The following is an 18,565-nucleotide window of genomic DNA, read 5'->3' as shown; positions in this document are numbered from 1 at the left end:
AGCACGAGATCGTGCACCGCAGCATCAAGCCCGCCAACGTCATCATCACCAACAACGGCGCCGTGAAGGTGATGAACTTCGGGATCGCCCGCGCCCTGCACGGGGCCGTTGTTGGTGATGATGGCGTTGGCGGGCTTGATGTCGCGGTGCACGACTCCCTCCGCGTGCACCGCGGCGAGCCCCGACAGCAGTTGGTCGAGCAGGGTGCAGACGAACGCCGGGGGCAGCGGGCCGTAGTCCCCGACCAGATGGGCCAGTGAGCCGCCGGCCACCAGATCCATGGTGAACAGGACCTTGTCGTCGTCGGCGGCCCAGCTGGTCGGGGCGAGCACATGGGGGTGGTCGATCCGCAGTGCCTGCTCCCGCACGAAGCGCAGCAGGGAGTGCGCATCGCGCTGCTGCAGGACCTTGGCGGCCACATACCTGCGACGCCGGTGGTCCCAGGTGCGCCAGACCGCCCCCACTCCACCGCGCCCGATCGGGTCGACCAGCTCGTACCGGCCGGCGAAGACCTCACCCATGGCTGTGCGTCGCTCCTCCCCCCTGCGGCCCCACGCCCTTCTCGACGGGGCGATGCGCCCCTTGGGGTCAGGTCTGGTGGGTCTGGTAGTGCGCGACCGCCTCCGAGGTGCGGCCCGCGCCGTACACCCGGAGGAATTCGGCCAGTTCGGGGTGGGTCGGGGCCAGGATCTTCGCCGCGTCGATGATGTCGCCGGCCGCCGCGACCGAACGCAGCAGCGACTGGATCTCGCGGACCACCCGCTTGACCGTCGGCGCACCCGAACTGTTCGTCGACTGCGTGGGGTTGCTGAGCACCGAGCCCCCCTGCGACCGCTTGATCTCCTCCATGCGCTCGGTGGCCTCGGCCGCGCTGACGCTGCCGTTCGCCACCTGTCCCGCCAGCTCCTGCAGCAGCTGCACCCGCTGGACCACCGCCGGATTGCCGATCTTCGCGCGCTGGCCGCTCATCAGCTGCGACAGCATCGGTGCGGACAGCCCCAGCACCGCCGCCAGCCGGGCCTGGTTGAGCCCGAGGTCGTCTATGAGCTTGCGGAAGAGTACCCCCAACGGCTCCCCGTACCAGTTCCGCTGCAGTTCACGCGCTCTTGCGGTGGCATCCTGCTGTGCGGCGTCCATTGCGTCTCCCCATCGCTTCCCCAGGTACCCCGGTTCGCTGTAGCGAACCATGCCGAGCATCTTACGGAGAGTGGTCGTCCACGGGGAGTCCAATCCTTTTGTGAGATCCGGGGGGTGACCCGGTACCCTGGTCTGCGACGCCGACCGGAGGTCCGTCTCCGGCCGGATGCTCCTCTTACGGGGCCTTAGCTCAGTTGGTAGAGCGCTGTCTTTGCATGGCAGATGTCAGGGGTTCGACTCCCCTAGGCTCCACGGGCTCGGACACGGACGCGACCTGCGCGGACGTGGACGTGACGTGACGAAGCAGCTCCCCCGGTCCGTCCTCCGGACCGGGGGAGCTGCTGCGTGATGCGCCTTTTCGCCGCTGTCTGCCGCTGCCTTCGGCTTTTCTTCACCTTTTCGCTTTTTCTCCCTTTTCTCCTTTTGGTGGTCTTTTCGGCAGCCCTTCGGGCGGCCCTTTCGATGGTTCTCTCGGTGGTTCTTTCGGCTTCAGGGGTTCTTCCGACGGCCGCCCGGTGGCGTTCGACGGCTTTGAGCGGTGCGTGGGGCCGCGCCGTCGAAAAGGCGGTCAGCCGCGTTTGTCGCGGCGCGCCGTCTTCTCCTCGGCCTGCTGTGCCCGGACGTCCGGGTCCTGTGCGGACCGGCCGTTGCCGTCCACCGAGGGCAGTTCGCCCGACTCGGGCACCTCCGTGGCGGCCGGCGGTTCCACCAGCCAGTCGGGGTTGGCCTGCCGCTCCCACCACCTCCAGGCGGCGAAGGCGCCGCCGGCGAGCAGGCCCGCCAGCGTGAGCAGCCTCGCGGCACGGCCCGTCCGGCCCCGCTGCCGCTGCCTGTGGGCCAGCTTCTGGACCTTCCGCGCCGGGACCTGACCCCGCAGGACGGCCAGCGCGGCGACGCTGCGTGCGGCGGCCTCGTCCGCGACCGGCCCCGCCGCGATCCTCGCCTGCTCGATCCTCGGCCGGGAGTACTCGGCGGCCTGCCGGGCGGCCCTGCGTGTCCGTTCGGCCGCCTGCTGGGCGGCCAGGTCGACCTTCGGCGGCACATGGGCCAGGGCCTGCGCACAGGCCTGCTCCAGCCGGGGTGCGACATGGGTGCCGTACTGGACGCGGGCCTGTTCGGCGGCCAGCGACACCTTCGGCGCGAGCCGTACGCGTGCCTCGTGTGCGTAGTGCGCGGCCCTTTCCCTGGCCGTGTCGGCGTAGGGCGCCACCACTTCCGCGGCGTGCAGCACGCTGTCCTTTGCCGAGCCGGTCGCGGCGCGCACGCTGTCGATGCGGGTCACGGGTTCCTCCTCCTCGGTGGCGTACGGTATGGCGACTTTCCACCCTTTTACGGATCATGCCTGCCCCGGTGCCCGGGGGCATGCGAGGGCGGGCATCCGGGTCACGGGCCGTGGTCCCGCCCACCGCGGCGGCCCTTGGGCCGGGAGCCCCCACGGGGCGCTCGTGCGCGAGGGCCGACGAGCGCGGACGAACGGCGGACGAGGGCGGAGGAGCGGCCGGCGAGCGCGGAGGAGCGGCCGGCGAGCGCGGAGGAGCGGCGGAGGGGCAAGGGATGAGCGGGACAGGGATGAGCGGGACAAGGGGTGAACAGGGGCGGACTGGGGTTACGGGAGTGAACAGGGATCAACAGGTGTGAATGCGGAACAAGAGGGACTTGTCGCCGGCAAGGTCACGGAGAGTCGCGGCACCGCGCTCCCGGCCCGAGGGGACCGGACGGGTGCCGCGCAACCGGATCGGCCGGATGCCCGCCCGGAAACCGCCGCCGGACGACGCACGGCACGGGCCGTGCGAGGATCGGGGGGTCACACGAAGACAACGGAAGGCAGATCGTGGCTGAGCAGCTCTACGCCACCCTGAAGACCAACCACGGCGACATCGAGGTCCGGCTCCTGCCGAACCACGCCCCCAAGACGGTCCGGAACTTTGTCGAGCTCGCCAAGGGCGAGCGCGAGTGGACCCACCCCGCCACTGGTGAGAAGTCCACGGCGAAGCTCTACGACGGCACGGTCTTCCACCGGGTGATCAGCGGTTTCATGATCCAGGGCGGTGACCCGCTGGGCAACGGCACCGGCGGTCCCGGCTACCAGTTCGAGGACGAGTTCCACCCGGACCTCTCCTTCGACCGGCCCTACCTGATGGCGATGGCCAACGCCGGCCCGGGCACCAACGGCTCGCAGTTCTTCATCACGGTCGCCGCGACGACCTGGCTGAACCGCAAGCACACCATCTTCGGCGAGGTCGTCGACCCGGCCAGCCGGAAGGTCGTCGACTCCATCGCCAACACGCGGACCAACCCGCGCACCGACCGCCCCGTCGACGACGTCGTCATCGAGACCGTCGTCGTCGAGACCCGCGAGGGCTGAACCGAAGGTCCGGCCCGACGGCTTCCCGAGGGAACCAATCGCCCCGCTCGTCCGTAAGGATGAGCGGGGCGGTGCCTTGCCCGAAGGAGCCGCAGCCGTGCACCGTCCAGGACGAACGAGGGGACCTTCATGGACCAGGCACCAGGCAGTCCGCAGGGCCCGGCGGACCAGGGGCCGCCGGAAGTCCACCGCCTGCCCACCTGCTATCGCCACCCGGACCGCGAGACCGGCATCCGCTGCACCCGTTGCGAGCGGGCGATCTGCCCCGAGTGCATGGTGAGCGCCTCCGTGGGGTTCCAGTGCCCGGACTGCGTCCGCAGCGGCTCCGGCACCGGTCATCCGCCCGCCGCGAGCCGGCCCCGCACCCTGGCCGGCGGCACCGTGGCCGCCGACCCCCGTCTGCTCACCAAGATCCTCATCGGGATCAATCTCGCGGTGTTCATCGCGATCCACGCCGAGTCCTCGCTCCTGGGGCATCTGGTCCTGCTCGGCGCGTGGCCGCCGCCGCCGTTCCTGCCCGTGGCGGGAGTCGCGGACGGTGAGTGGTACCGCCTGGTGACCTCGATGTTCGCCCACGAGGAGATCTGGCACATCGCCTTCAACATGCTGGGCCTGTGGTGGCTGGGCGGTCCTCTGGAAGCGGCCCTCGGCCGGGTGCGCTATCTCGCGCTGTACCTCGTCTCCGGTCTCGCGGGCGGCGCGCTGACGTATCTGCTCGCCGCGCCGAGCCAGGCCTCGCTCGGCGCCTCCGGCGCCATCTTCGGCCTGTTCGGTGCGACCGCCGTGCTGATGCGCCGGCTCGACTACGACATGCGGCCGATCATCGCCCTGCTGGTGATCAACCTGATCTTCACCTTCACCTGGAGCAACATCGCCTGGCAGGCCCACATCGGCGGTCTGGTCGCGGGCGCGGTCATCGGCTATGCGATGGTCCACGCCCCGCGCGAGCGGCGGTCCTTGGTGCAGTATGGGACCTGTGCGCTGGTTCTGGCGGTCGTGGTGGCACTGACGCTGATCAGAACGGCTCAGCTCGTCTGAGCCTCCCCGCCTGGGACTCGGCCGGCCACCTCCGGGACCTCCGACCGCGGTCGGCACCCTCCGTGGTGCTGAATTGCCGCTGAGTTGTCCACAGAGGGTGGCGGGTTCTGTGTACAGCGTGTGAGGATGCGCACGCCCCCTTGTCATCCGCGTTTGCGCAGGTCAGGAAGGGGGCGAGGGAGACTGTAGAGGCGGTGTGACGGTCGTACCGGTGTCAACGGAAGAAGGGTTATCCACAGATCGGGGCTTTTCCCCAGCTCAAAGTGTGGATATTGCACCGGCCTGTGGATAACTCAGCGAACAACCGTGGGCAGAGCTGGGTCACCGGGGCCTGGCATCACTTCCACTGCGTGGAGACGGCGAATCCCGCGGCGATGAAACCGAAGCCCACCACGATGTTCCAGTTGCCCAGGGACTCGACGGGCAGCGAGCCGCCGGTCACATAGAAGACGACGATCCAGACCAGACCGAGAAGGAACAGGGCCAGCATGACGGGCGCCACCCAGCTGCTGCTCTGCAGCTTGACGTTCGTCTGCTTGGTGGGCGGCGGGGTGTAGTCGGCCTTCTTGCGGATACGTGACTTCGGCACGAGGGTCTCTCCTGTCGATGCGCTGCGTGGCCGCGCAGGGAACTGAGCTGGCTTCCGGGGCAGCGTACAAGGGGACACTGAGTACTCTCCCGGGCGTCCGTTAGCGTAGTGCTTCCACGGCGCCGAAGGAGATAAGGGTACGTTGAGCAATTCCGCCGACTCTCCCCCGACGGGTGACGGCCCGGCCCGCCCGCGCCGTCCGAGGCCCATGCAGGTCCTCACCGCTGCCGTCTTCGCTCTCGCCGGGCTCATTTTCTTCACCAGTTTCCACACGGCCAAGGGCACCGACATCCGCACGGACGCGTCCCTGCTGCGGCTGTCCGACCTCGTCCAGGAGCGCAGCCGCAAGAACAAGGAACTGGACGAGGCCAACGCCGCCCTGCGCGCCGACGTCGCCGCCCTCGCCCGGCGCACCGCCGACGTCGGCAAGGCCCGCAGCGACAGCCTCGCCGAGCTGGAGAAGAGCGCGGGCACGCGGGAACTCAGGGGCAGGGCGATCACGGTCACGCTCAACGACGCCCCGCCGGACGCCACCGCCAAGCTCCCCGGCTATCCCGAGCCCCAGCCCGACTACCTGGTGATCCACCAGCAGGATCTCCAGGCCGTGGTCAACGCGCTGTGGAACGGCGGCGCCCAGGGCATCAAGGTCATGGACCAGCGGCTGATCTCCACCAGCGCGGTGCGCTGCGTGGGCAACACGCTGATCCTCCAGGGCCGCGTCTACTCGCCGCCGTACAAGATCACGGCGGTCGGCGACCCGGAGAAGCTGCGCAAGGCGCTCGCCGACTCCCCGGCGATCCAGAACTACATGGTGTACGTCAACGTCTACGGCCTCGGCTGGAAAGTCACCGACGAGGGAACGGTGACTCTTCCGGGTTATTCGGGCACAGTGGACCTGCAGTACGCACGCCCCGTGGAGCAGGACGACAAGTGAGGCCGGCGGACGGCGCACCGCCGTCGGCACGAAAAGCGCGAAACCGTGCCCACCGGCATTGAGGCGATCGGGCCCCGCGCCACGTATGTCCGGGTACAAGGGCCCGGAATCCGCCTCCACCCAGCCTTGCGGAGGCCGGGAAACATCGGGCGCCGCGCCGTTAGTCTGGTGGTGTACGGCGTGAGTCTGGTGCCGGGGGAGACGGAAGGGACAGCATGTACGGCTGGATCTGGCGGCATCTGCCGGGAAACAGGTGGGTGAAAGCGCTGATCTCACTGGTGCTGATCCTGGCCGTGGTCTACGTCCTGTTCCAGTACGTCTTCCCGTGGGCCGAACCACTGCTTCCCTTCAACGATGTGACGGTGGACAACCAGTGAGTGCGCGGATTCTCGTCGTGGACAACTACGACAGCTTCGTCTTCAACCTGGTGCAGTACCTGTACCAGTTGGGGGCCGAGTGCGAGGTGCTGCGCAACGACGCGGTGTCGACGGCGCACGCCCAGGACGGCTTCGACGGAGTGCTGCTCTCGCCGGGACCGGGCACGCCCGAGCGGGCCGGTGTCTGCGTGGAGATGGTCCGCCACTGCGCCGCGACCGGCGTCCCGGTCTTCGGGGTGTGCCTGGGCATGCAGTCGATCCAGGTGGCGTACGGCGGTGTGGTGGACCGTGCGCCGGAGCTGCTGCACGGCAAGACCTCACTGGTGGAGCACGAGGGCAAGGGGGTCTTCGCCGGCCTGCCCTCCCCGTTCACGGCGACCCGCTATCACTCGCTGGCCGCACAGCCCGCGACCGTGCCCGAGGAGCTGGAAGTGACGGCACGTACGTCCGACGGCATCATCATGGGCCTGCGCCATCGTGAACTCCCCGTCGAGGGCGTGCAGTTCCATCCCGAGTCGGTGCTGACCGAGCACGGGCACCGGATGCTGGCCAACTGGCTGGCGGAGTGCGGCGACGAGGGGGCGGTGGCGAGATCGGCGGGGCTGGCCCCGGTGGTGGGCAGGGCCTCGGCGTGACCGCCTTGCGCCCCGAGCGTGAGACGGACCCTCCGTACGGGCAGCAGCCGTACGGAGGGCCGGGTGCGTTCGAGGAGTGGTACGGCACGGGGGTGCAGGGGGTGCCTCAGCAGGCGTACGGCACGGGGGCCCAGGGCGTGCCCCAGCAGACCTACGGAACCGTGCCCTCGCAGCAGCCGTACGCGGCGCCCCATGCCGTGCCCCCGCAGCAGCAGCCGTACGCCGCGCCCCAGCAGCATCTCCACACGGCACCCCAGCAGCCGTACACGGCCTCCTACGCGGCTCCGGTGGCGCCCCAGACGGGTCCGACGGGTCCCGCGGGGCCGATGGAACCGGCGGGTGCTCCCTACGCCCACGGGCCGGCCGGTGACGCGGCGGCCGGGTATCCGCCGCCCATGCCGCACCCCGCATCCCACCCCGCGCCGCAGCCCGAGCCGTACGTCCCGCCGCAGCCCGAACCGCCCGCCGTCGACGAGGAGACGGTGGCGCTGCGGCTCCCGGATCCGCCCCACGAGGCGTTCCCGGACCCGGAGACCGAGGAGCGGCGGCCTTTGGCCGGCGGGCGCGCGGCCCGCAGAAAGGCCGCCAGGCGCCGCGGCGGCCGCCGCGGGGGCACCGCGGGCACGGCGCCGGGGAAGGGCGGGCAGGCGGACCGTCCGTCCGCGCCGCTGTCCCGGGTGGAGGCGCGCCGGCAGGCACGGGCGCGCAGGCCGAGCCCGGGGGTCATCGCCAGCCGGCTGATCGGCGAGGTGTTCATCACCATGGGTGTGGTGATGCTGCTCTTCGTCACCTACCAGCTGTGGTGGACGAATGTGCGTGCGCTCGCCCAGGCGGGCAACGAGGCGAGCCAGCTGCAGAACGACTGGGCGAGCGGCAAGCGGAACCCGGGGAAGTTCGAGCCGGGACAGGGCTTCGCCCTGCTGCACATTCCGAAGCTGGACGTGGTGGTGCCGGTCGCGGAGGGCATCAGCAAGACGAAGGTGCTGGACAAGGGCATGGTCGGGCACTACGCGGAGGAGCCCCTGCGCACGGCGATGCCCGAGGACAAGACGGGCAACTTCGGGCTCGCGGGCCACCGCAACACGCACGGCGAGCCGTTCCGGTACATCAACCGGCTCACACCGGGCGACGCGATCGTCGTGGAGACCCAGGACACCTACTTCGTCTACAAGATGGCGTCGATGCTGCCGGTGACGCCGCCGTCCAACACGAGCGTCCTCGACCCCATTCCGAAGGGATCGGGTTTCACCAAGCCCGGCCGGTACATCACACTGACCACCTGCACACCGGAGTTCACCAGTAAGTACCGGTTGATCGTCTGGGGCAAGATGGTCGAGGAACGGCCGCGCAGCAAGGGCAAGCCGGATGCGCTCGTCAGTTAAAGGGCGGATGAACAGTGGCAGCGACCACGGACCACACGGCAGAGCACAACGACGGCACCGAAGGGCGCGACGACACGTCCGCCGCCGATCCCGGGGGGCGCCGCCGAGGGGTCGGTCCGCTGGCCTTCGCCATCAGCGTCCTCGGTGAACTCCTCATCACGGCGGGGCTGGTCCTCGGTCTGTTCGTCGTCTACTCCCTGTGGTGGACGAACGTCCTGGCGGACCGCGAGGCCGATCAGCAGGGCCACAAGGTGCGTGACGAGTGGGCCCAGTCCGCCCCCGGCGGCCCCGGTGAGCTGGACACCAAGGGCGGCATCGGCTTCCTGCACGTGCCGTCCATGCACGACGGCGAGATCCTCGTCAAGAAGGGCACCTCGGACGCCGTGCTGAACGACGGCGTGGCCGGCTACTACCTGGACCCCGTCAAGGCGGTCCTGCCCATGTCCGGCAAGAAGGGCAACTTCTCGCTCGCCGCGCACCGGGACGGGCACGGGGCGAAGTTCCACAACATCCACAAGGTGCGCGAGGGCGATCCCATCGTCTTCGAGACGAGGGACAAGTGGTACGTCTACAAGGTCTACAAGATCCTCCCGGAGACCTCGAAGTACAACGTCGAGGTCCTCGCCCCGATCCCGAAGGAGTCGGGGGCGAGGAAGCCCGGCCACTACATCACGCTGACGACCTGCACCCCGATGTACACCTCGAAGTACCGGTACATCGTCTGGGGCGAGCTGGTCCGGGTGGAGAAGGTGGACGACAAGCGGACGCCGCCGAAGGAACTGCGCGGATGAGCCGGCCGCCCTCCCGGAGGAGGGCGGCCCCGGCACCCCGGTACTGGAACGGCCCGGAACCCGGCGTCGTGCGGCTCCGGGCCGTTCTGCTGTCGCCGTACCGGTCTTCCCGGCCCCTGTCGTCGCAAGGCGCCCCATCCGGCGTTCCGGGCCCGCCGCGGAAGCCGTGAGCGGGACGCCCGCGCCTCGCCTCCCGGCCGCCCGCGGGGGCGGCCCGGGCCGGCGGGCCCCCGGCCGCCGCACGGGCGCTTCCCCGGCCGCCCGCGGGCACGACGGCGCCCCGCGGACACGACGGAGCCCCGGCCCCCTTCCGGTGAGGGGAGGCCGGGGCTCGTGCCGTCCGGGGCCGGGGAGTGCCGGGGATCAGCCGCCTCCTCCGCCGAAGAAGCCGCCGTTTCCGCCGTTCCCGCCGCCGAGGCCGGGACCGACGGTCCTCAGCGTGATCGTCGTGCTGCCGGGATCGTCGACCTCACTGCCGGGCTTCGGGTCCTGGTCGAGGACGATGGCGTTGTCGTCCTGGCTGCTGCCCTCGGCGAACTGGATGTTGGTGAAGCCGGCCTGGCCCAGGATCTGCCGGGCCACCGCCACGGTCTGCCGGAAGACGTTGGGCACCCGTGCCTTCGGCTGCTGATCCTCGAGCTTCCCGATCCGGATGGTCACCCGGGACTCCTTGTCGACCGGCTGGCCGATGCCCGGAACGGTCTCGATGACCTTGCCGTTCTGGTTGGGGTCGTTGGTGGGCACCTCGGTGCACTCGCCGATGAGGCCGTTGGCCTCCATCTGGGCCTTGGCCTCGTCGCAGGACTTGTTCCTGACGTCCGGGACCGGGACCTGCTTCTTCTCCGCGGCGACCGTGAGGGTCACCGTGGAGCCCTTCTCCCGCTCCGTGTCGCCCTGGGGGTCCTGGTCGATGACGACGCCCGGGGACTGGTCGGACTCCTGGGTCTGCTTCTCGACCTTGAAGCCCTTCTCCTTCAGCTGGGACTCCGCCTTGTCGAACGTCAGACCGCGCACATCGGGGACGAGGACCTTCGGCGCCCCGGTGGAGATCACCAGGCTGACGGTCTCGCCCTTGTCGATGTCCGTCCCCGACTTGGGGTCCTGCGAGCAGACCCGGCCCTTGGGCTGGTCCTCGCAGGTGTCCTCGCTGAACGACAGTTTCAGGTCGACGTTCTCCGCCGACTCCTGGGCCTCCTGTTTCGTCTGGCCGACGAAGTTGGGCACGGCCACCACGTTGTTGTTGGGGGCGTCGCCGCTGAAGATCCACTTGCCGATGAGGATGGCGCCGATGAGGACCAGCACACCGGAGGCGACCAGCAGGATCGTGGAGGTGTTCGAGGACTTCTTCTGACGCCGCCGGTCGGGGCGCTCCTCGTAGCCGAAGCCGCCGTCGTCCGGGTTCATGGGCGGCAGCATCGTCGTGGACCCGGCGGCCGGCTCGGGGCGCATGGCGGCCGTCGGCTGGTCGTCGGGGTAGCTGTTGTAGCCGACCGAGCCCATGGTGGCCGTGGCCGCGACCGGCTGGCCGTCGAGACAGGCCTCGATGTCGGCGCGCATCTCGTCGGCGGTCTGGTAGCGGTAGTCGGGGTCCTTGACCAGCGCCCGCAGGACGATCGCGTCCATCTCGGGCGTGATCTCGGGGTCGAAGACGCTGGGCGGCTGCGGCTCCTCACGGACGTGCTGGTAGGCGACCGCGACCGGGGAGTCGCCGACGAACGGCGGGCGGACCGTCAGCAGCTCGTAGAGAAGGCACCCCGTCGAATAGAGGTCGGAACGCGCGTCGACCTGCTCGCCCTTGGCCTGCTCGGGAGACAGGTACTGGGCGGTGCCGATGACGGCCGCGGTCTGGGTCATCGTCATGCCGGAGTCGCCCATGGCGCGGGCGATGCCGAAGTCCATGACCTTGACCTGACCGTTGCGGGTCAGCATGACGTTGGCCGGCTTGATGTCGCGGTGGACGATGCCGTTGCGGTGGGCGTACTCCAGACCCTGGAGGATGCCGATGGTCATCTCCAGGGCCCGCTCGGGCAGCAGCTTGCGACCGCTGTGCAGCAGTTCCCGGAGGGTGGAGCCGTCGACGTACTCCATCACGATGTACGGGATGGAGACCCCGTCGATGTAGTCCTCGCCCGTGTCGTAGACCGCGACGATCGCGGGATGGTTGAGCGAGGCGGCCGACTGGGCCTCCCGGCGGAACCGGGCCTGGAAGGAAGGATCGCGCGCCAGGTCGGCGCGCAGCGTCTTCACCGCCACAGTCCGGCCCAGGCGGGTGTCATGCGCGAGGTACACCTCCGCCATGCCACCACGGCCGAGCGTATTGCCCAGCTCGTACCGGCCGCCGAGGCGACGCGGCTCTTCCATAATTCCCTACCAGCCCTCTCCGTCCGGTCCCGACCGGCACTGCATGTGCCGCCGGAGCTGCTGTCCGGGCCTACCGTACCCGGCTCGCTTTGTGTGACCTGGCCAAGCCCGTAACCCGATACAGGACCGGTATCGCAACGTGCACCGATGTGAAGGCGACGTGACGGGGGTCACTTCCTGGAGTTGATGACTGCCTCCATCACGTCCTTGGCGATGGGGGCCGCGAGACCGCCGCCGGAGATGTCGGAACGGTTGGCGTTCTCGTCCTCGACGACCACGGCGACCGCGACCGGCGAGCTGCCGTCACTGGTCTTGGCGTAGGAGATGAACCAGGCGTACGGCTTCTCGCTGTTGTCGACACCGTGCTGGGCGGTACCGGTCTTGCCGCCCACGGTGACACCGTTGATCTGCGCGTTCTTGCCGGTGCCGTCCTTGACGACGGTCTCCATCATCGACTGCAGTATCTGGGCGTTCTTCGACGACAGCGGCCGGCTCAGCTCCTCGGGCTGAGTCTGCTCGATGGTGTCGAGGCTCGGCGACTGCAGCTTGTCGACCATGTACGGCTTCATCAGCCTGCCGTCGTTGGCGATCGCCGCGGCCACCATCGCCATCTGCAGCGGAGTCGCGGCGGTGTTGAACTGGCCGATCGAGGACAGCGCGGTCTGCGACTTGTTCATGTCGTCGGAGAACACCGAGGCATTGGCGCGGACCGGGGTGAAGTGCTCCTGGGTGAAGCCGAACTTCTTGGCCTGCTCGAGCATCTTCTCGTTGCCGAGGTCCGAGCCGATCTTGCCGAAGACGGTGTTGCAGGACACCCGCAGCGCCTCCCGCATGCTGGCGTTCTCGCAGGGGAGGTCGCCGTCGTTCCGCAGCGGGGTGGTGGTGCCGGGCATGATCCAGGGCAGCGGCGAGTCGGTGGACTGGTCCGCCGACGTGTACAGGCCGTACTCCAGCGCGGCCGCCGCGGTGACCACCTTGAAGGTGGAGCCCGGCGGGTAGGTCTCGCGCAGTGCCCGGTTGAGCATCGGGTCGTCCGGGTTGTTCTTCTTCTGCAGCTTGTTCCAGGCCTTGGCGTCGTCGTTGGTGTTGCCGGCGAACGACGAGGGGTCGTAGGACGGGTAGGAGGCCAGGGCCAGGATCTTGCCGGTGGACGGCTCCAGGGCGACGACGGCGCCCTTGCCGCGGCGCTTCAGACCGTTGTACGCCGCCTTCTGGGCGGCCGAGTTGAGCGTGGTGACCACATTGCCGCCCTGCTTGGGCTTGCCCGTGATCATGTCCAGGGTGTTGCGGAAGAACAGCCGGTCGTCGTTGCCGGTGAGGATGCCGTCGTCGATGTTCTCCAGCTGGGTGGCGCCGAAGGACTGCGAGGCGAAGCCGGTGACCGGGGCCCACATGGGGCCGTCCTTGTAGACGCGCTTGTACTTCAGGTCGTTGAGCCCGTTGGTCTTGACCTCCTTCGACCCGGTGATCGGGGAGCCGTCGACGATGATGTCGCCGCGCGGGGTGGAGTAGCGGGCGATGGTGACGCGGCGGTTGTCCGGGTCGTTCCTGAGGCTGTCGGCCTTGACGTACTGGATCCAGTTGCTGCGGATGAGCAGGGCGAGGATCAGGATGCCGCAGAAGATTGCGATCCGGCGCAGGGGCTTGTTCACGGGCGGACCACCTGAGTCATCTCGGCGTCGGGGTTGGAGGCGGGGGCGGGAGCGGGCCGGCGTGCGGTGTCGCTGATCCGGAGCAGCACACCGATCAGGGCCCAGTTGGCGATGACGGAGGAACCGCCGTACGCCATGAACGGCATCGTCATACCGGTGAGCGGGATGAGGCCCATCACACCGCCGGCCACGACGAAGACCTGCAGCGCGAAGGCGCCGGACAGACCGACGGCGAGCAGCTTGCCGAAGGGGTCGCGGGCGGCCAGCGCGGTGCGGATGCCGCGCTCCACGATCAGGCCGTAGATCAGCAGGATCGCCATGATGCCCGCCAGCCCCAGCTCCTCGCCGAAGGTGGCGAGGATGAAGTCGGAGTTGGCGGCGAACCGGATGAGGTCGGAGTGGCCCTGGCCGAGGCCGGAGCCGAGGGTGCCGCCGGAGCCGAAGGCCCACAGGGCCTGCATGGCCTGTTCGGAGTGGATGATGCCGTCCTTGACCCCCTGCCGGCTCAGCTGGTACTCGCGCATCGGGTCGAGCCAGGCCTGGACACGGGTCTGGATGTGCGACTCGAAGGACGCCACGCCGATGGCGCCGGCGGCGGACATCAGCAGACCGAAGACGATCCAGCTGGTCCGCTCGGTGGCGACGTACAGCATGATCACGAACATGCCGAAGAACAGCAGCGAGGTGCCGAGGTCGGTCTCGAAGACCAGGATGAGGATGGAGATGGCCCAGACGACCAGGATCGGGCCGAGGTCCCGGCCTCGCGGCAGGTACATGCCCATGAAGCGGCGGCTGGCGAGCGCCAGGGCGTCGCGCTTCACCATCAGATAGCCGGCGAAGAAGACCGCCAGGACGATCTTCGCGAACTCACCCGGCTGGATGGAGAAGCCGGCGACCGAGATCCAGATCTTGGCGCCGTAGATGTCCTGCCCGAGGCCGGGGACCAGGGGCAGCAGCAGCAGGATCAGCGCGCCGACCATGGAGATGTAGGTGTAGCGCTGCAGGACGCGGTGGTCCTTCAGGAGGAGCAGCACTCCCACGAACAGGGCGATGCCCAGGGCCGTGTACATCAGCTGCCGGGGTGCGGCCGTTCCCGCCTGGCGGATGGCCTGCAGCAGTTTCGACTGGTCCAGGCGCCAGATGGCGACCAGTCCGAGCCCGTTCAGCAGCGTGGCCAGGGGCAGCAGCAGCGGGTCCGCGTACGGAGCGAACTTGCGTACGACAAGGTGGGCGACCCCGGCCAGCAGACCCAGGCCCAGGCCGTAGCTCAGCAGGCCGGCGGGCACCTCGTTGTTGATGGCCAGGCCCACGTTGGCGTAGGCGAACACCGGGATGGCGACGGCGAAGACCAGCAGCGCGAGTTCGGTGTTGCGTCGGCTCGGCGCGCCGATCGCGCCGATCGTGGACGTGTGGTGCGTCGACGGGTTGGTAGTGCTGCTCATCGTGTGACAGGGCCTCTCACGGCTTGCCTACTGCTTACCGCACAGCGAGACGACCTTCTGCTCTTCCTCCGAGAGAGTGGGGCCGGGGCTGCTCGTGGACGTGGGCGGGGACGACGGTGACGACGGGTACTTCACCGCCGATGGCTTCGGCGGCGGCGTCACCTTGGACGTGAAGGCGGTGCGGGTGGTTCCCGTGGTGCTCGCGGTGCCGGCGGGTTCGCCGGCCCGGCCCTGACCCGATGCGGCGTTGTTCTCCTCGGCGGCCCGGCGCTGTGCCTCCTTCTTGCACGCGGAGGCCTGCACTGCCAGCTCGTCGATCTTCCTGCGGGCGTCCTTGAGGCCGCCCTCGGCGATGGTCGCCCTGACCTGCTTCTGCTGGTAGGGCGGCAGGTACTTGAGTTCGATCTCGGGGTGGTCGGACTCCAGCCTGGACAGCTTCAGCCAGGCCAGGTCCTGGCTGATGCCCCGGTACAGCGCGACGTGGTCGTCGTTGACGCCGATGTAGTACTGGGTCTGCGTCCAGCGGTGGCCGCCGTACAGACCGCCGCCGATGACGGCGAGCGTGAGCGCGCTGTAGAAGGATCTCTTCAGCCACTTGCGGCTCTTCTTCGGCCTGGCGAAGCCGTCGCCCGGGAGGTAGCCGGTGGTGTCGCCGGAGCCGGGAGGGCCGAACTCGCCGCCCCGGCCGCCCTGTCCGGGAAGCCGGCGGCCGAGCCTGGCGGCACGCCCGGCCGGGGTCTGCATGATGCCGTTGTCGTGCAGGTGGTGCTGGTTCTCGGCGACCGCGCCGACCACGACGGGGGTGTCGGACAGCTGTCCGGAGAGGGTGTCGCCGGTGTCCAGGTCGAGGACGTCGGCGACGATGACGGTGATGTTGTCCGGACCGCCGCCGCGCAGGGCGAGCTGGATCAGCTCCTGCACGGTCTCCTGCGGTCCCTGGTAGCTGGCGAGGGTCTCCTCCAGCGTCTGGTGGGAGACGACGCCGGACAGGCCGTCGGAGCAGATCAGATACCGGTCGCCGGCGCGGACCTCGCGGATGGACAGGTCGGGCTCGACGTGGTCGCCGCTGCCCAGAGCGCGCATCAGCAGGGCGCGCTGCGGGTGCGTGCTGGCCTCCTCCTCGGTGATGCGTCCCTCGTCGACCAGGCGCTGCACCCAGGTGTGGTCCTGGGTGATCTGGGTCAGCACCCCGTCGCGCAGCAGATAGGCGCGCGAGTCGCCGACGTGGACGAGACCGAGCCGCTGGCCGGTCCACAGCAGGGCGGTGAGCGTGGTGCCCATGCCCTCCAGCTGCGGGTCCTCCTCGACCATGGCGCGCAGCTGCTCGTTGGCGCGCTGTACGGCGGCGCCGAGCGAGGTGAGGATGTCGGAACCGGGGATGTCGTCGTCGAGGGCGACGATGGTGGAGATCACCTCGGAGGAGGCGACCTCGCCGGCGGCCTGGCCGCCCATGCCGTCGGCGATCGCGAGCAGGCGGGGACCGGCGTAGCCGGAGTCCTCGTTGCCCTCGCGGATCATGCCTTTGTGCGATCCGGCGGCGAAACGCAGTGACAGACTCATGCGCACCTCGCCCGTCGGCTCCGGGTGCAACCGCACGGTGCCCACCCTCTGGTCGGGAGCGCGCCGGGGCCCGGGATGACGGCCGCCGCTGCGTGCTCGCTCCGCTCGCTCATTGTCGTACTACTTCCGCAGCTCGATGACGGTTTTGCCGATGCGGATCGGTGCTCCCAGCGGGATCGGCGTGGGAGTCGTCAGCCGGGACCGGTCCAGGTACGTGCCATTGGTGGATCCGAGGTCCTCGACGATCCACTGACCGTCGCGGTCCGGGTAGATCCTGGCATGGCGGCTGGAGGCGTAGTCGTCGTCCAGCACGATCGTGGAGTCGTGCGCACGGCCCAGGGTGATCGTCTGGCCCTGCAGTGCGACGGTGGTGCCGGTGAGGGTTCCCTCGGTCACCACCAGCTTGGTGGGGGCGTTGCGGCGCTGACGGCCGCCGCCCTGCTGACCGCGCTGCTGCGGAGGCGCGGCCTGTCGTCCGGTCTGAGGCCTGGCGGCCTCCCTGCGGGCCCCCCGCTGAGTGACGCGTGTACCGAACAGGTCGGTGCGGATGACCTGCACGGCCACGATCACGAACAGCCACAGTACGGCCAGGAAACCCAGCCGCATGACCGTGAGGGTCAGCTCTGACATTGCCCCCGCTTCACCCTTCGGCTTGCCTGTAGATAACGGTGGTGCTGCCCACGACGATCCGCGAGCCGTCGCGGAGCGTAGCGCGGGTGGTGTGCTGCCCGTCCACCACGATGCCGTTGGTGGACCCGAGATCCTGGATCGTCGAGGGCATTCCGGTCCGGATCTCGCAGTGCCGGCGGGAGACGCCGGGGTCGTCGATCCGCACGTCGGCGTCGGTGCTGCGGCCCAGCACCATCGTCGGACGGGAGATCTGGTGGCGGGTGCCGTTGATCTCGATCCAGTAACGGGTGCGGCCGCCGGCCGACGGGATCTGCGGAGGCCGTTGGACGGGCGGCGGGTAGCCGTAGCCACCGGGACGGCCGGGCGGCGGCGCGGACGGCATGGGGGGTGCCCCGACGGGCGGGTAGCCGTATCCGCCCGGGGCGGCGCCGGGGTGGCCGGGCGGGGCCGGGTAGGAGGCTCCGGGGGCCTGGTGGTTGCTGGAGGAGGAGGCCAGGGTGCGGCTGCGCACCCGGTACAGGCCGGTGTCCAGGTCCTCCGCCTTCTCCAGGTGGACCTTGATCGGGCCCATGAAGGTGTAGCGCTGCTGCTTGGCGTAGTCGCGCACCATGCCGGCGAGCTCGTCGCCGAGCTGGCCGGAGTAGGGGCTCAGGCGCTCGTAGTCGGGCGCGCTGAGCTCCACGATGAAGTCGTTGGGTACGACGGTGCGGTCGCGGTTCCAGATGGTCGCGTTGTTGTCGCACTCGCGCTGGAGCGCACCCGCGATCTCCACGGGCTGGACCTCGGACTTGAAGACCTTGGCGAAGGTGCCGTTGACCAGACCTTCGAGACGCTGCTCGAACTTCTTCAGGACTCCCATGGGGCACCTCCTCCGTCGTGGCCGTCGCTGTCGTTGCGGGTCTTGCCGTCGTACTGCCGTGTCGTGCTTGCCTGGTACTGCTTACTGATCGTATCCACGCGCCGTTGAATCGGCTGGTTCCCCCTGTCGGCCCCGTCGACGGTTGTCGACGCCCGCTGTGCGCCGGGTACTTCTCGGTACGTCTGCCCAGGATCGTAGAGGTGGCCGCCTCCCAGTGTCCCGCACCTGACGGTGGTCCCCGTACGGTCCCGGACAGGCGGGCGGGGCCGGAGCGCGGTCGGCGCGCGGTCGATGCCGGTCGGTGCCGGTCGGTGCCGGGGCCGGGGCGGGGACGGGCACGGGCCGGCACCCGTGCGGGGCCGTTCGCGCCCGCGCCGGGAACGCGTCGGGAAAGCGATGTGAATCCACGGTCCGGGGCGTGCTAATCTTCTGGATGTCGGAAGGCACCGGCCCCCACAAGGGGCGGAAGCCCGAGGACACACCCAATGCGCGGGTGGCGGAATAGGCAGACGCGCTGGATTCAGGTTCCAGTGCCCGCAAGGGCGTGGGGGTTCAACTCCCCCCTCGCGCACCACGAGATACCGAGGTACGGGTCTCCGCCGGTGACGGAAGTCACGGTGGGGGCCCGTTTTCCGTTGCTCGGCGGGAGGTCCGTCGCCCGGAGGAGGGCGACGGCTCACGGAACGTGAGGTATCTCACGGACGGATCCGTCGGGGTGCACGGTGGTGCGCGGCGCCGCCGGCGGTTGTGCGCGGGGTGTGAGCGTCGTCACAGAGGGCTCGCGAGGGGTCGCCGTGGGGGCGTCGACGGGGG

Annotated in this window: 16 protein-coding genes, 2 tRNA genes and 2 pseudogenes; 10 read left to right on the top strand and 10 right to left on the bottom strand. The window is 69.5% G+C overall.

Annotated elements, in window-relative coordinates; genetic code table 11:
* Nucleotides 1-107 (top strand): annotated as a pseudogene (locus CCN35_RS30100) (protein kinase domain-containing protein); the annotation flags it as partial.
* Here CCN35_RS30100 and CCN35_RS21210 read toward each other — a convergent pair.
* Nucleotides 105-521 (bottom strand): annotated as a pseudogene (locus CCN35_RS21210) (protein kinase domain-containing protein); the annotation flags it as partial. The pseudogenes CCN35_RS30100 and CCN35_RS21210 overlap by 3 nt on opposite strands.
* Nucleotides 522-588: 67 nt before the next feature.
* The gene (locus CCN35_RS21205) at nucleotides 589-1,137 is read right to left on the bottom strand and encodes a DNA-binding protein (protein WP_067398348.1); all 549 of its coding nucleotides are present in this window, start codon (nucleotides 1,135-1,137) and stop codon (nucleotides 589-591) included.
* A gap of 179 nt (nucleotides 1,138-1,316) precedes the next feature.
* Between CCN35_RS21205 and CCN35_RS21200 the strand changes: the two genes are divergently transcribed.
* Nucleotides 1,317-1,389: transfer RNA gene (locus CCN35_RS21200), tRNA-Ala, on the top strand.
* Nucleotides 1,390-1,705: 316 nt separating this feature from the next.
* Here CCN35_RS21200 and CCN35_RS21195 read toward each other — a convergent pair.
* Nucleotides 1,706-2,419, bottom strand: a complete 714-nt coding sequence (locus CCN35_RS21195; protein WP_067398345.1) for a DUF5324 family protein — start codon at nucleotides 2,417-2,419, stop codon at nucleotides 1,706-1,708.
* A 549-nt stretch (nucleotides 2,420-2,968) separates the two neighbouring features.
* On the opposite strand from CCN35_RS21195, the gene CCN35_RS21190 reads away from it, so the two are divergent.
* Nucleotides 2,969-3,502 (top strand): peptidylprolyl isomerase, encoded by a 534-nt coding sequence (locus tag CCN35_RS21190; protein WP_067398343.1) that lies wholly within the window; start codon nucleotides 2,969-2,971, stop codon nucleotides 3,500-3,502.
* Nucleotides 3,503-3,631: 129 nt separating this feature from the next.
* Nucleotides 3,632-4,540 (top strand): rhomboid family intramembrane serine protease, encoded by a 909-nt coding sequence (locus tag CCN35_RS21185; RefSeq protein WP_067398341.1) that lies wholly within the window; start codon nucleotides 3,632-3,634, stop codon nucleotides 4,538-4,540.
* A gap of 337 nt (nucleotides 4,541-4,877) precedes the next feature.
* On the opposite strand, the gene crgA is transcribed toward CCN35_RS21185, so the two are convergent.
* Complete coding sequence (crgA, locus tag CCN35_RS21180) at nucleotides 4,878-5,129, bottom strand: cell division protein CrgA (protein ID WP_067398339.1); 252 nt, start codon at nucleotides 5,127-5,129, stop codon at nucleotides 4,878-4,880.
* 142 nt (nucleotides 5,130-5,271) lie between these two features.
* Between crgA and CCN35_RS21175 the strand changes: the two genes are divergently transcribed.
* The 5 genes from CCN35_RS21175 (at nucleotide 5,272) to CCN35_RS21155 (ending at nucleotide 9,248) form a co-directional block, all read left to right on the top strand.
* Entirely contained in the window at nucleotides 5,272-6,063 is a 792-nt protein-coding gene (locus CCN35_RS21175) for a DUF881 domain-containing protein (protein WP_067398337.1), read from the top strand.
* Nucleotides 6,064-6,278: 215 nt separating this feature from the next.
* Complete coding sequence (locus CCN35_RS21170; protein WP_086793915.1) at nucleotides 6,279-6,440, top strand: hypothetical protein; 162 nt, start codon at nucleotides 6,279-6,281, stop codon at nucleotides 6,438-6,440.
* The gene (locus CCN35_RS21165; protein WP_067398335.1) at nucleotides 6,437-7,075 is read left to right on the top strand and encodes an aminodeoxychorismate/anthranilate synthase component II; all 639 of its coding nucleotides are present in this window, start codon (nucleotides 6,437-6,439) and stop codon (nucleotides 7,073-7,075) included. The genes CCN35_RS21170 and CCN35_RS21165 overlap by 4 nt, the downstream gene beginning before the upstream one ends.
* Nucleotides 7,072-8,457: a class E sortase gene (locus CCN35_RS21160; protein WP_107501077.1), complete on the top strand. Its 1,386-nt coding sequence runs from the start codon at nucleotides 7,072-7,074 to the stop codon at nucleotides 8,455-8,457. The genes CCN35_RS21165 and CCN35_RS21160 overlap by 4 nt, the downstream gene beginning before the upstream one ends.
* A gap of 14 nt (nucleotides 8,458-8,471) precedes the next feature.
* Nucleotides 8,472-9,248 carry a class E sortase gene (locus tag CCN35_RS21155; RefSeq protein WP_067398329.1) on the top strand — a complete coding sequence of 259 codons (777 nt, stop codon included), beginning with the start codon at nucleotides 8,472-8,474 and terminating at the stop codon, nucleotides 9,246-9,248.
* A gap of 363 nt (nucleotides 9,249-9,611) precedes the next feature.
* Here the strand turns inward: CCN35_RS21155 and pknB are convergent, their stop codons facing one another.
* The 6 genes from pknB to CCN35_RS21125 all read right to left on the bottom strand — a co-directional run bounded on the left by pknB (nucleotide 9,612) and on the right by CCN35_RS21125 (nucleotide 17,752).
* Nucleotides 9,612-11,609: a Stk1 family PASTA domain-containing Ser/Thr kinase gene (gene pknB, locus CCN35_RS21150; protein ID WP_067398326.1), complete on the bottom strand. Its 1,998-nt coding sequence runs from the start codon at nucleotides 11,607-11,609 to the stop codon at nucleotides 9,612-9,614.
* A gap of 170 nt (nucleotides 11,610-11,779) precedes the next feature.
* The gene (locus CCN35_RS21145) at nucleotides 11,780-13,261 is read right to left on the bottom strand and encodes a peptidoglycan D,D-transpeptidase FtsI family protein (protein ID WP_067398324.1); all 1,482 of its coding nucleotides are present in this window, start codon (nucleotides 13,259-13,261) and stop codon (nucleotides 11,780-11,782) included.
* Entirely contained in the window at nucleotides 13,258-14,703 is a 1,446-nt protein-coding gene (locus tag CCN35_RS21140; RefSeq protein ID WP_067398321.1) for an FtsW/RodA/SpoVE family cell cycle protein, read from the bottom strand. Before CCN35_RS21140 ends, CCN35_RS21145 begins: the two co-directional genes overlap by 4 nt.
* Nucleotides 14,704-14,730: 27 nt before the next feature.
* Nucleotides 14,731-16,263 (bottom strand): Stp1/IreP family PP2C-type Ser/Thr phosphatase, encoded by a 1,533-nt coding sequence (locus tag CCN35_RS21135; protein WP_067398319.1) that lies wholly within the window; start codon nucleotides 16,261-16,263, stop codon nucleotides 14,731-14,733.
* 120 nt (nucleotides 16,264-16,383) lie between these two features.
* Complete coding sequence (locus CCN35_RS21130; protein ID WP_067398315.1) at nucleotides 16,384-16,893, bottom strand: FHA domain-containing protein FhaB/FipA; 510 nt, start codon at nucleotides 16,891-16,893, stop codon at nucleotides 16,384-16,386.
* Nucleotides 16,894-16,903: 10 nt separating this feature from the next.
* Nucleotides 16,904-17,752, bottom strand: a complete 849-nt coding sequence (locus CCN35_RS21125) for an FHA domain-containing protein (protein ID WP_067398313.1) — start codon at nucleotides 17,750-17,752, stop codon at nucleotides 16,904-16,906.
* Nucleotides 17,753-18,239: 487 nt separating this feature from the next.
* Here CCN35_RS21125 and CCN35_RS21120 point away from each other — a divergent pair.
* Nucleotides 18,240-18,326 (top strand) — tRNA-Leu (locus CCN35_RS21120).
* Nucleotides 18,327-18,565 lie beyond the last annotated feature (239 nt).

Origin of the sequence: Streptomyces thermovulgaris (assembly GCF_002155915.1) — a bacterium.
Lineage (GTDB): Bacteria > Actinomycetota > Actinomycetes > Streptomycetales > Streptomycetaceae > Streptomyces > Streptomyces thermovulgaris.
Note: the sequence above shows the minus strand (reverse complement) of the source record. Positions and strands in the feature narration are given on the sequence as shown.